The sequence below is a fragment of the Burkholderia sp. Ac-20345 genome (assembly GCF_017104825.1).
Lineage (GTDB): Bacteria > Pseudomonadota > Gammaproteobacteria > Burkholderiales > Burkholderiaceae > Burkholderia > Burkholderia lata_B.
Window position 1 is genome coordinate 37,109 of sequence record NZ_JAAGPO010000023.1, and the last position, 12,647, is coordinate 49,755.

10 protein-coding genes are annotated in these 12,647 nt (G+C 64.7%); 4 read left to right on the forward strand and 6 right to left on the reverse strand.

Features of this window, described 5'->3' with window-relative positions:
- Nucleotides 1-20: 20 nt before the first annotated feature.
- Complete coding sequence (locus G3O06_RS11480; RefSeq protein ID WP_205816073.1) at nucleotides 21-929, reverse strand: DMT family transporter; 909 nt, start codon at nucleotides 927-929, stop codon at nucleotides 21-23.
- A gap of 90 nt (nucleotides 930-1,019) precedes the next feature.
- On the opposite strand from G3O06_RS11480, the gene G3O06_RS11485 reads away from it, so the two are divergent.
- Together G3O06_RS11485 and G3O06_RS11490 are read left to right on the forward strand one after the other, a co-directional pair.
- Nucleotides 1,020-1,820 carry a helix-turn-helix transcriptional regulator gene (locus G3O06_RS11485; RefSeq protein WP_174969563.1) on the forward strand — a complete coding sequence of 267 codons (801 nt, stop codon included), beginning with the start codon at nucleotides 1,020-1,022 and terminating at the stop codon, nucleotides 1,818-1,820.
- A gap of 32 nt (nucleotides 1,821-1,852) precedes the next feature.
- Nucleotides 1,853-2,968: a hypothetical protein gene (locus G3O06_RS11490; RefSeq protein ID WP_205816074.1), complete on the forward strand. Its 1,116-nt coding sequence runs from the start codon at nucleotides 1,853-1,855 to the stop codon at nucleotides 2,966-2,968.
- A gap of 9 nt (nucleotides 2,969-2,977) precedes the next feature.
- Here G3O06_RS11490 and G3O06_RS11495 read toward each other — a convergent pair whose 3' ends face one another.
- Together G3O06_RS11495 and G3O06_RS11500 are read right to left on the reverse strand one after the other, a co-directional pair.
- On the reverse strand, nucleotides 2,978-3,463 hold the full coding sequence (locus G3O06_RS11495) for an anthrone oxygenase family protein (protein WP_205816075.1): 486 nt from the start codon (nucleotides 3,461-3,463) through the stop codon (nucleotides 2,978-2,980).
- The gene (locus G3O06_RS11500; protein ID WP_205816076.1) at nucleotides 3,460-4,290 is read right to left on the reverse strand and encodes an NAD(P)H-binding protein; all 831 of its coding nucleotides are present in this window, start codon (nucleotides 4,288-4,290) and stop codon (nucleotides 3,460-3,462) included. Before G3O06_RS11500 ends, G3O06_RS11495 begins: the two co-directional genes overlap by 4 nt.
- 94 nt (nucleotides 4,291-4,384) lie before the next feature.
- On the opposite strand from G3O06_RS11500, the gene G3O06_RS11505 reads away from it, so the two are divergent.
- Entirely contained in the window at nucleotides 4,385-5,050 is a 666-nt protein-coding gene (locus tag G3O06_RS11505) for a TetR family transcriptional regulator (RefSeq protein WP_205816077.1), read from the forward strand.
- A 119-nt stretch (nucleotides 5,051-5,169) separates the two neighbouring features.
- Here the strand turns inward: G3O06_RS11505 and G3O06_RS11510 are convergent, their stop codons facing one another.
- From G3O06_RS11510 to G3O06_RS11520, 3 genes are read right to left on the reverse strand one after another with little or no spacing between them, the layout of a single operon-like run.
- A complete protein-coding gene (locus G3O06_RS11510) occupies nucleotides 5,170-6,621 on the reverse strand; it encodes a TIGR00366 family protein (RefSeq protein ID WP_205816078.1) in 1,452 nt (483 codons plus the stop codon).
- A gap of 25 nt (nucleotides 6,622-6,646) precedes the next feature.
- Complete coding sequence (locus G3O06_RS11515; RefSeq protein WP_205816079.1) at nucleotides 6,647-7,582, reverse strand: ornithine cyclodeaminase family protein; 936 nt, start codon at nucleotides 7,580-7,582, stop codon at nucleotides 6,647-6,649.
- A gap of 23 nt (nucleotides 7,583-7,605) precedes the next feature.
- Nucleotides 7,606-11,052 (reverse strand): molybdopterin-dependent oxidoreductase, encoded by a 3,447-nt coding sequence (locus G3O06_RS11520; RefSeq protein WP_205816080.1) that lies wholly within the window; start codon nucleotides 11,050-11,052, stop codon nucleotides 7,606-7,608.
- A 183-nt stretch (nucleotides 11,053-11,235) separates the two neighbouring features.
- On the opposite strand from G3O06_RS11520, the gene G3O06_RS11525 reads away from it, so the two are divergent.
- Complete coding sequence (locus tag G3O06_RS11525) at nucleotides 11,236-12,147, forward strand: LysR family transcriptional regulator (protein WP_205816081.1); 912 nt, start codon at nucleotides 11,236-11,238, stop codon at nucleotides 12,145-12,147.
- Nucleotides 12,148-12,647: the final 500 nt, after the last annotated feature.

Sequence of the window (12,647 nt, forward strand, 5' to 3'; positions counted from 1 at the left end):
CTGCATGTCGCGATCGCCGCTCATTGCCGCACTCCTTGCGATGCGCTCGCCTGCAACGGAAACCGCTGCGCGATCGCGACGCCGACGAGCGCCACGGCGCCGCCGATCAGGTGATACAGGCGCAGCGATTCACCGAGCAGCACGATCGCGCCGCCGGCCGTCATCACCGGCAGCAGGTTCATGAACATCGCGCAACGGCTCGGGCCGAGCAGCCGCACGCCCTGCATCCACAGATACGGCAGCACCACCGACGCCAGCACACCGGCATACAGGATCAGCGGCACGCTCGCACGCGTCGGCCACGCCGCCTGCGCGGGCAATCGCAGCAGCATCGGCACCATGAAGACGAGCGCGGCGAGCGCCTGCACGTAGGTCGACTGCCATGCCGGCAGCGCACCGATGCGCCAGCGCTTGAGCAGCACGCCGTACAACGCATACGCAGCCGACGCCGCCAGCATCAGCAGGTCGCCCGTGTGCACGCCGCGCGCGGCGATCGTCGTCGGGTGCCCCTCGGCGATCAGGTAGACCACGCCGGCGAGCGACAGCACCCCGCCGCCGACCATGCCCGCGCCCGGCGGATCGCCGAGCAGCAGCGAGCTGAGCAGCATCGTCATCAGCGGCACAAGCGCCGTGATGATCGCCATGTTGGTCGCGCTGGTCGTTTTCGCGGCCTCGTAGGACAGGCTCTGGAACAGCGCCATCGCGAGAAAGCCGAGCACCGCGAGCTTCGGCAGGTGCGCGACCAGCGCCGCGCGATTGCGCCACGCGGGGCGCAGCGTGAACACGCTCATCAGCGCGACGGCGAGCACCAGCCGGTAGAACGTGATCGCCGACGGGTCGATCGTCGACGCCGACAGCTTCGACACGACCACGTTGCCGGCCCACAGCGCGATCGCGCAGAAGGGAAACAGAAAAGGGGACTTGTTCATCGCATTTGACGGATTAATATCCTGACAGGGATCTGGCGTGGATGGGAACGCCATCGTGCCCGCCCGCCCAACTGCCTGTCTCACGCCAAAATGTCACGACTTGTCGCGAATCGGACACTCGAGTCCACCCCGCCCGGCGCACACCTGCGCTACGAATCGACGCCGATGCCCGTGTCGGCGATGGCGGCGACGTACGCGCACGGCACGTCGATCGCACCGCACCGGCATCGCCGCGCCCAGTTGCTCTATGCGATCGAGGGCGTGATGCACGTGCAGTCCGAAGGCGCGTCGTGGGTCGTGCCGCCGACGCGCGGCGTGTGGCTCGAAGCCGGTCTCGACCACACGGTGCAGATGAGCGGCGACGTGCAGATGCGCACCGTGTTCGTCGAGCCGGGCGCGGTCGAGCACCTGCCCGCGCGGAGCTGCGTCGTGGAAGTGCATCCGCTGTTGCGCGAGCTGATCCTCGCCGCGGTCGACGTGCCGCTCGACTATGCGCCGGGCTCGCGCCACGATCACCTGATGCACCTGCTGCTCGACGAGGTGACGGTCGCGCCGCTGCTGCCGCTGTACCTGCCGTGGCCGCACGACCCGCGCCTGCGCACGATCTGCGACGCGCTCGTCGCCGCGCCCGACGACCTGCGCACGATCGCCGAATGGGCCGACCTGCTCGGGCTGTCGGTCCGCACGCTCCATCGCGCGTTCCGGCGCGAGACGGGGCTCAGCTTTCGCCGCTGGCGCGAACAGGCGCGGCTGCTGCTCGCGCTCAAGCGTCTCGCGCACGGCGAGAAGGTGCTGACCGTCGCGATGGATCACGGCTACAGCAGCCAGAGTGCGTTCTCCGCGATGTTCAAGCGGCATTTCGGCGTGTCGCCGTCGGCGTTTTATGCGTAGGCACGGACGCCGTGAGCGATAGAATTGCGCTCATGAACACGACCAGCCAGCACCGTTTGTCTGCATCGACGCACGAATCCCGTACCGTGAATACGCACACGTGGGAACACGCGCCGATCGTCGATACCTGCATCGTTCAGGCCGGCTACGGCCATCTGCTCGTGTTGACGGCGGACGGCTCGCTGCATGGCGTCGATCTCGATACGGGGCGCCCCACGACGCTGTGTTCGGTGTCGTTACCGCCGCTCCCGCCTGCCACGGGTCACACCGCGTTCGGCACGCCCGCTTATCGCCTGCACGCTTCGCCTGACGGCCGGTACGCGGCGATCGTGACCGACTACGGGCGGCACGGCCTCGTCGTCGACCTCGCCACCGGCGCACCGACGATGCGGCTCGACGGCGGCGACTACTACCCGCATACCGTGCCGTTCAGTGCGTGCTTCCTCCGTCATCGCGATCGCACGATCTTCGTGCATCGCACCGCCTGGAACCGGCTCGATGCGGCCGACCCGGCCACCGGTGCATCGCTGACTGCGCGCGACATCGCGCCGTACACCAACGACGACCGGCCCGCGCATTTCCTCGACTACTTCCACGGCCGGCTCGTGCCGAGCCCCGACGGCAGCCGGCTGTTCGATGACGGCTGGGTCTGGCATCCCGTTTCGATCCCGCGCGCCTGGTCGGTCGCCGTGTGGCTCGACGCCAACCCCTTCGAAAGCGAAGACGGCGCATCGGTCGTCGACCTGACCCAGCGCGACGACTGGGACACGCCCGCCTGCTGGATCGACAACCGGCATATCGCGTACTGGGGGCTCGCCGACTGGGACGAGGACGAATTCGCCGAAACCGGGCAGGACGCCGGCGTACGCATCCTGGATGTGACCGTAGCCCTGCAATCGAACGACCGGCGCATCCCGATGGCGACCGAACCCGACCGGATCGGCGGCCTGTTCAGCGATGGCGCGTCGTTATATGTGGCGACGCCCGCCGGCACGACGATCTGGCGCATCGCCTCGGGTGCGCCGCTCGGGGCCCTTCCGGGCTTCGTCGCCCGGCGGCACGATCCGGTGCGCGGTTCGCTGATCGCATTCGATGCCGGCACCATCGCCGAATACCGGTTGCCCGGGCAGGCCGCGCACACCGCATGACGCCCGCCGTTACCGCGCCGCAATCCCCGCAATGAAAAACACGCACGCGGCTGCCGACGCCACCGTGCGCACGTGATTCCACATCGTCCAGTCGTGCACGTAGCGCGTCCACAGCGCCGCGCCGTGCGCGGTCGACGGATCGGCCGCGGCAAGCGCATCGTTGAGCGGCACGTTGACAGCCATCGTCACCGCGAACATCCCGAACACGTACAGCACGCCGCCCGCGACCGCCGCCATCGCGCCCGGCTGGTTACGATCGAGCAGCGCGATCACGACCAGTGCAAGCGCCATCAGCGTCGTGACGAGGAACAGCGGCATGAACGGCGAACGCACGATGTCGACGTTGATCGCGTTCATCGCGGCCACGCCGGCATGCGGCGCGATCCGTCCGAGCGACGTCATCACGAACGTCGAGAACGCGAAATACACGCCGGCCATCAGCCCGCAGCCGATGGCCGAGCCCCACAGCAATGCGGCAGTCACGAACGCGATCATGATCGTGCGCTCCACACGCCGGTCGCGGCCGTCGCGCGCGCATAGTCGGCGAAATCGCGTGCCGGCCGCCCGAGCGTCTCTTCGATGCCATGCGTCACCGCGCTGTTGCGCCCGTCGAGCACCACGCCGAACAGATCGTCGAGCAGCGCGACGATCGGCTCCGGCACGCCGACCTCGCGCAATCCGGCAACGAACGCATCGGCCGGAATCTCGCGATAGGCGACCGGCCGGCCAGCGGCCCGTGCGATTTCGCCGACCGCTTCGGCAAACGTCAGCGCGCGCGGGCCCGTGACCTCGATCACGCGGTTCGCAAAACGCGCATCGGTGAGTGCGGCCACCGCCACGTCCGCGATGTCGTCCGCATCGACGAACGGCTCGCGCACCGCGCCGGCCGGCAACGCGACTTCGCCGGCCAGCACGCCGTCGATCAGGTAGCCCTCGGAGAAGTTCTGGTTGAACCAGCTCGCGCGCACCACGCCCCAGCCGACACCCGACGCCTGCAACGCGGCCTCGGCAGCCTGCGCGCGGGGCTCGCCGCGCCCGGACAGCAGCACCACGCGCTCGACGCCGCTTTCCCGCGCGAGCCGCGCGAATGCGGCGATCGCGTCCACCGCGCCTTCGACGGCAAGGTCCGGCTGGTAGGTCACGTACGCGGCTGATACGCCTTCCAGCGCGGCGGGCCACGTCTCGGGCGCCGTCCAGTCGAAGCGGACGGCCGACGTGCGCGACACGGACCGGGTCGCCATGCCGCGCGCGCGCAGCCGTGCATCGACGCGGGCGCCCGTCTTGCCCGAACCGCCGACGATGAGGATGGGAAGTGCCGACATGACCGTCTCCTTTGACTAAAATGCGAGAACGTCTCGCGTTTTAAAAACACGATAGACTCTCGCATTAGCAACGTCAAGTTTTTCCGGAGGCGGCATGGGCCGACAAAAATCGGGGCAGAACGACGAGCCCGAAGCGGCGGCAGCGGACGCGCCGGCGCGCGCGCGGCTGGTGCCGACGCAGCAGCGCAGCCGCGAGCGGTTCGAGCGCATCCTCGCGTGCGCGTCGGAAGTGATGATCGAGAAAGGCTGCGACGCGTTCCGGATGAGCGACATCGTCGAACGCACAGGCATCTCGTTCGGTTCGCTGTATCAGTACTTTCCGGACAAGGCGGCCGTGATCGGCACGCTGGCCGAGCGCTACAACGAGGCCGGGCACGACTGCGTGCGGCGCGACCTGGCCGCGATGAAGACGCTCGACGACCTGCACGCCACGCTCGCCCGCATCACGGACAGCTACTACCGGATGTTCGTCGACGAGCCGCTGATGCGCGACATCTGGCGGGCCACGCAGGCCGACCGCGCGCTGCAGGCGCTCGACCGGGCGGACGGCGAGTTTCTGGCGGGGATGTTCGCGGATGCGCTGGGAGAAGTCGCGCCCGGCACCCCGCAGGCGCAACGGAGCGCATTCGCCGAGCTGATGATGATCCAGATCGCGGCGGCCGTGCGCCATGCGATCACGCTGCCGCCGAAGGCGGCGCGACAGATCCTTGCGATGTTCAAGCGGGGGCTACCGCGGGATCTGTCGGTGCTGGGCGCGTAGTCGTGTCAAACGAAGTGCGCGGCCGGCACCGACTTCACACCGCGCCTACCGGATACGGAATCGGTCGCCCATCGACGCATCGCACGACATCCGCCGACGGCAAACGAGCCTGACGTTCGTCACGGCATGACTGGCGGATGGTAGCTGAGCGTGCTCGCGAAGGCCCAGAGCATGAAAATCACCAAAGGAAGATGCACCATCAGCTGCGTGAACGTGAACCCCACGATGTCGCGGGCACGCAGCCCGAGCACTCCGAGGAGCGGCAGCATCCAGAACGGATTGACCAGGTTCGGCAAGGCCTCGGCCGCGTTGTAGACCGTCACCGCCCAGCCCAGATGGACGTGCAGCAGTTTTGCCGCTTCGATCACGTAGGGCGCTTCGATGATCCACTTGCCACCGCCGGACGGAACGAAGAATCCGAGGACCGCCGAGTACACCCCCATCACCGCGGGAAACGATGATTGCGAGGACAGCGCGACGAAGAAATGCGCGAGATGATCGGAGAGCGGCAGCCCTGCAGGCGCCGACGCCTTGGTCAGGATGTAGGCGATCCCGCCGTACAACGGAAACTGGATCAGCACACCTGCAACCGATGGCACGGAACGCGCGACGGCATTGAGGAATCGCCTCGGCCGCCAGTTCAGCAGCATGCCCAGCATCAGGAACAGGAAGTTGTACGTGTTCAGATTCGAAATCGCGATCATCGGATTTTTCGTCGCGAACGTGTGCGCAACCCAGATCGACCCGATCGCCACGATCGCGAGGGTGATGAGCGGGCTGTACTCGAGCCAGTCTCCCGGGCGAGTCGGGCGCGGGATCGTCGCGTGGGCCTCGTCGAGATGAATCCCGAGCGCCGCCGCCGTCTTTGCACGCGTGCCGCCGGGCGCGGACAGCCAGGCAACCAGCAGCGAAACGACCGTCAGCACGGCAGCCATCAACATCGACTGCGGCAGGAAGATGGTTTCCGCGAAGGGAATGACGCCGGAGATGGCGAGCAACGTCTTGGGCAGACTCTCCGGATTCGCCTGCAGTTGCGATGCGGACGAGCTCAATCCCAGTGCCCACGTCGCCCCCATGCCGAGATAAGCGGCCGCGCCCGCTGCCCGGTAGTCCATGTGCAGATCGGCGCGACGCGCCAGTGCCCGAACCAGAAGGCCGCTGAAGATCAGGCTGATCGCCCAGTTGAACAACGATGCGACGATACTGACGAACGCGACGAACGTCACGGCCGCCCGGCCGGACGACGGCAAACGCGCGAGCGCGCCGATCAGTTTCGACGCGGGTGGCGATACCGCGACGACATAACCCGAAATTGCAACGATCGCCATCTGCATCGTGAACGGGATGAGACTCCAGAAGCCGTCGCCGAACGCCACGCCGACCTGCCTGATCGGCGCGCCGATTGCAGTCGCGCCCACCGCCACGACTACGACGGCGATCGCAGCGAAGATATAAGCGTCCGGGAACCACTTCTCCGACCAGCGCGCCACGCCGGCGGCCATTCGCTCGAGCGTGCCTTCACGGTCCGTCGCCGGCGCATCGACGCGCGGCACCTCCATCAGATCCTTCATTCTGGTCTCCTTGTCCATCAACACACTAGTTTGATTTTTCATAGACCTGGATGGCAGCAGCCAGGTCTTCCATCGCGGTACCGACGGCCTTGAACACCGTCCTCCGGCTGTCATTCGGCCTGCCTTTCGCTTCGCCCTTGCACAATGCCGACAATGTCCGGTTCAAGTCGCCGATCGCCATGACACCGCGCGACAGCGGGCCCAGGAGATCACCGGATTTTTGTGGCGCCTCGTCCGTATCGACGTAGATCTCCGCATTCCGGAAGCAATCGTCGTCGGCCTCGCGCATGCGCGGCGTAAAACTGCCGATCAGGTCGAGATGCGATCCCGGTGCGAGCCATTCGCCGCGGACGATCGGTTCCGTCGCAAGCGTCGCACAACTAACGATGTCCGCGTGCCTGACGCTCTTCTCGAGATCGGTAACGGGCACCGCGTTGAAGCCGAGACCGGTCAGCCGGCCGATCAGGTCGGCCACTGCCCGGGGGTTCCTGTCCCAGACTTCGACGTCCGAAATCGGCAACTGGCTGCGATACGCGAGCGGAATCAGGCTGCCGACTCGTCCGGCGCCCAGCAGGACGAGACGCGACGCATCCTGACGGGCCAGATAGGTCGCGGCCAGTGCCGATGCAGCCGCGGTGCGGCGTGATGTGATCTCGTCCCCGTCCAGCTGCGCAAGCGGCTTTCCCGTCCGCCCGTCATAGAGCACATAAGTCGAGTGCAACCCGGGTAATCCGTGCCTCGCATTACCCGGGAAGATATTGACCGTCTTGATGCCCAGATAGCCGTTGTCTTCCCACGCAGGCATGATGAGAACCGTGCCCTCGTCCTCACCGCCGGAATTGACGGCATGCGCATGGCGAAGCGGCACGTTGCAACCCTCGACGAACGCTTGCCTCAAGCGCGATACCAGCGATTCAAAATCCAGTGCATCGCGTGTTGCCACGGCGTCAAAGTATTTCATGGTGAACATTTCCTTAGGCGGGTTCATGCATCGATGGCAACGTCGGTTGCCGGAATGGCCTGGCAGGCGAGACACACATCCGGTTCATCGGGCCCGTGCCCGCTCAAATGCGCGACTTCGCCCGATACGACCTTGACCGCGCAGCTCTCGCACTGTCCGACACGGCAACCGCTCGGCACGGCGACCCCGAGCGACTCCGCGAACGACAGCAGGCTTCCGTCGCGAGGCGTCCAGGTGGCAACGCGACGCGATCGGGTGAACTGGACGACGAATCGCTTCGACGGGTCGGGCGCCGGCCTGGACGGCGACCTGAACGCCTCCTTGAAGATGTCGAAGGGCGGAACACCACGTTCGATCAATCCCGCGGTAATCGCCTGCATCATCGGTTCCGGGCCGCACAAATAAAACCGTGCGCGCCGTTGAATCAGATCGTCACTGACTACGTCCGCCGTCAGATAACCCTTTATCTGGTAAGCGCGCCCGAGTACCTCGTCGTGCGGCTGGTTGTAGCAGTTGACGACTTCCAGCTTCGGCAGCCGCTGCTTCAATATCTCGATGCGCTCGCGGAATGCGTGCGTCGTGCTGTTCAGGTTTGCATAGAAGAGTCTCGATTCCGGCGCCTGCGCCCCCCGATCCCGGATCGACTCCAGATAGGAGATGAATGGCGTGATGCCGATGCCGCCCGCGAACATCACGACGGGTTGCTTCGACGCCGGCGGTACGATGAAGGTACCGGCGGGAGCGCCGAGCAGAACGGGATCTCCCACCTTGAGCGATCCATGTATGTAGGAGGACATCGCACCTTCGAACGGAACACCCTCCCCAGTTCTGCCTTTCTGGTGGCGCACCGAGATGGAGTAAGTCCGGCGATCGTCTTCGCAGGCGGCTCCCGTCAAGGAATAGGCGCGTGTCGTACCGCCGTCGCCAAGCGTCGGAACGTGCACGGTCACGTGCTGCCCGGGCAAGTAGTCCGGCAATGCCCCTCCGTCCGACGCCCGGAACGTGACGGTTCGCACGCCGCTCGTTTCCTCGTGTATGGCCGATACGACAAAATCCCGCAGCCCTTTCCACGAACGGCGCAACGGATCGATCGACGGGTCCGGACGGATGCGGCAGCGGACGGAACGCAGCGGCGAGGAGCCGCTCACCGGGTCGAGTCTGGCCGCCGAAACAAGCCGATTGAAGTTGCTGTTGTTTCGCCCCTCCACGGCGAGCGAATCCATGCCGATCTCGTCGCAGGCCTGCCACCAGCCGTATTCGGCCACGATCACGTCGTGCGCAAGCTCCGGCACGAGACGTGCCCTGAAGCGCGCCGTGCCGTTCGTCGTTTCGATCAGGAACCAGTCGTCATCGACGATGCCGTGTTCCGCCGCCAGATCGTCATTGAGTTCCGCCACGGGGTACGGCGCGCGACGGCGCAGGCTCGGGAGCCCGCGGTGCTGACTGTGGCAGTAGTACCCGTTCTTCATCGAAGTCAGCGTGCAAGGGAATCGGCGGCGATCGTTCGCCTCCCCGCCCTGTCCATGCTGCGGCGGCACATATCGGGGAACCGGCGGGTAGCCGTGACGATGCAACTTCTCGGAATACAGTTCGACCCGCAACGTCTCCGTGTTGAAACCGCGTGCGCCGTCAGGTGTCGACGACGCGTATCGACGCTCGCATTGGGTCAACGGCCTGGATATGCCCTCCGGATGCGCGCGCAGCGACGCGACGTCCAGCCCGAGCGGCTCGAGCACATGATTCCATCCCGCCTCGATGCTGCCGCCGAAGAACCGGTCCTTCATGCCGAGCCGAACGGCCAGATCGAGGACGATGTCGTAGTCGGCACGGCTTTCCCCTCTCGGCGGCACCATGCGCTGTCTCAACTGGACGAGTTCGACCGCACGCTCGTTGATCTCGAAACCGAGCCGCAAGCCTTCCCGCTCCCACGGTGTGTTCACGGGCAGCAGGATGTCCGCGTAGCGGGACGACGGCGTCTCGAATAGATCGCAGTGAACGTGAAAATCGAGCGCGCAAAGCGCATCGTGGGCGATGCCGCCATCCGCCTGGGACAGCACCATGTTCGTGCCGAACGCGAACAGCGCGCGTATCCGATAGGGCTCCGCGTCGAGAATGGCGCAATAGACGTCGCGTGCCGTCACCCAACCCTGGGACGGCGGACCGAGCGGTCGTTCCGCCAGGCCGAGCGCCTTCGCGCGTTGCCGCGGGTCCAGCATCGCGTAACTGCTGACCGCATTGGCCGGCTGCTTCGTCCATTCCCGATTGGAGCCGCGCGTATCGAACGCGCCCGTCAACGCATACAGCGTCGCAATGGATCGCTCCGTCTGCGTGGCATTGGTGTGCATCCCCACGCCGGACCACGCGTGATAGGCAATTCCCTGCCCGGGATGCAGCATTTCGGCAGCCTTCATGATGTCGGCTGCATCGACGCCGGTGATCGTGCTTGCGTGTTCCGGCGTATAGGCTGCGAGCGTACGCGAATAGAGATCGAACGCAGGCGTGCATTCCACCTGCCTGCAACGGCCGGTCGAGTCCGTGACGCCGACGTGGCGCGTGCCGCTCATCAACAGATCGGAGAGTGCCGTACCGGCTTCCTCTTCAACCAGTTCCAGCCGATCGAGCGTCTGGTTCCAGAGTGCGTACCGATTGCCCGATGCGTGTGCGTCGATATCCCGCTCACGCAGAAACCGTCCGGTATCGGCACGCACCAGCAACGGGCCGTTCGTCCATCTCCGCACGAAGGTATCGTCGACGTTGCCGATCTCGATCATCTGCCGCGCGATGGCCATCGCGAGCGCACCATCGGTTCCGGGATTGACTCGCAGCCACAGGTCCGCCTCGCGTGCGAGGGGCGTCGGCCGCGGATCGACGACGATCAGCTTGGCCCCTCGGCGGCGGCCTTTTGCAATCGCATCGGCTTGGGCCAGCCACGTATTGGCGGGATTGTTGCCCCACAGAACGATGAGATCGGCATGCTGATAATCCGCGGTCGGCATGCCGCAGCCGAACGTGAAGACATGCGCGCTGTCCTTGTGCCAGTTGCATATCTCGGTCGCGTAGCAGATGTTCGGACTTCCGAACAACCAGACGAATCGTTCGACCCAGTCGATACTGTCGCTCATCGGTGTTCCGCTCGGCGTCGTGACGCCGAACGCCACCGATTCGGCACCGTTCTCGCGCTTGAAATGCGCAAGACGCTCGGCGATCTCGGACAGGGCCTCCTCCCAGTCGATGCGCTTCCAGCCCGGATCGGCGGACCCCTTGGGCCGGGTCCGCCGCATCGGATACAACACCCGGTTCGGGCTATGCACGAGTTCAGGTGCGGCTTTCCCCTTCATGCACATCGCATGGCCGGTCGGATGCGTTTCGTCGGGCCGCACCTTGATCATCAGGTCGCCACGCACGACGTTGATCGTGCCGCACCGTGACCGGCACAACGTGCAATAGCCTTTTTTCTCCTGCGTTTCCATCAGTTTGCATCGTCCGCTTCATGTTTGACTCCATGCTAAGAAGCGGAACGGGCCATGACAAATTCATCCTTTTGATGCTTTGATATATATTGAATCAATATCGCGCGACCCGATCCGGTGTACCGTTCGGACCCTCGAGGCGGCGCCTTTCCGCAACCGCCCGGATTTCTCGGAGCCTCGCCCGTGAGCACGCACATCACCGTCCGCCAGATCGAGTATTTCGTCTCCGTTGCCGACACCGGCCAGATTTCGCAGTCGGCCAACCTGTGCTCGGTATCCCAGTCGTCGATGACCATCGCGCTGAAGAATCTCGAGGACATGGTGGGCGTCACGCTGCTTCAGCGTCATTCGAGAGGGGTGCGACTGACACCGGCAGGCGAGCGATTCCTGCGTCACGTGCAACACGCGACCCTGTCGATCGATCGCGCCGTGGCGGCGGCGCAGGAAGAGCCCGAGCAGATCTCGGGGCATGTGCGTATCGGCGTGACCGAAACCATTTCGGCTTATCTGATGCCGTCGCTGATGTCGGTCATTTCCCAACGGTTCGGCAACCTGAGCGTGAGCATCGTCGAAAGCGAGCGCGAAGCGATCGAGGAAATGCTCGTCGATGACCGCCTCGATATCGCACTGCTGCTGGTGTCGAATACCGCTGAGATTCGGGATTTGAAATACGAGACGATGCTTCGCTCGCCTCGCAGGCTGTGGACCCATCCGGATCATCCGCTGCAGGAAGCGCATCGGGTCACGCTGGAGGACGTCGCGCGCGAAAACTACCTGCTCCTGGACATGGACGAGCACCTGCGCACCGTCGGCAAGTATTGGGGAAGCTACGGCATCACGCCGAACGTCTGGATGCAGAGCAAATCGATCGAGGCCGTAAGAAGCCTCGTGGCGCTCGGACAAGGCGTCACGATCCTCTCGGATCTTGTCTATCGCCCCTGGTCTCTGGAAGGAAACCGGATCAGCCGCCGCAATCTTAGTGTGACCGTACCGACGATGGATGTCGGTGCGGTATGGCGACGGGGCGGTGCAACGTCGACGCCGTGCCGTGCGCTACTGGAATTGTTTCGGTCGTGGAAAAAGAGCGCGCGATAGACGCGCGCCATGCCGACGACGGCGCGCACAATTCTCACGATGTTCAAGCAGATATTTCCGGAAGATTTACCGGTGCCTGACAGCCAGGATGTGCGTGAACCATCAAACCGGGACATTCCGATTTCCCGCTTGAAACAAAATATTCGTTAATACAATTACATAAATCCATACGGGCGCAATCCGAGACCCCGGCGCTCGAATCCCTGATTTTCCTTCCAGATCGACTCGATACCCCGCCGCTCCCGAGAGCATGGGTCTTTCGCCTTTCTTGCAGGGCAGTCCACTTCGTGACGCGGCGCTCGTTTCGCCTAGTTGAACTTCCCGATGCTTTATTCAGCGCTCCGGCGAGCAGATTCCACCGAAGTCAACAAATCGCAAGATGGTTAACCGAAATCGGTTAATTCAACGAAATGCCGATGCAGAATGGAATCGATTTCAAAGATAATTCCCATCATTCACCTGCATTACAGTTTACTTTCCGAGTTTTCTTCCGTTAAGCT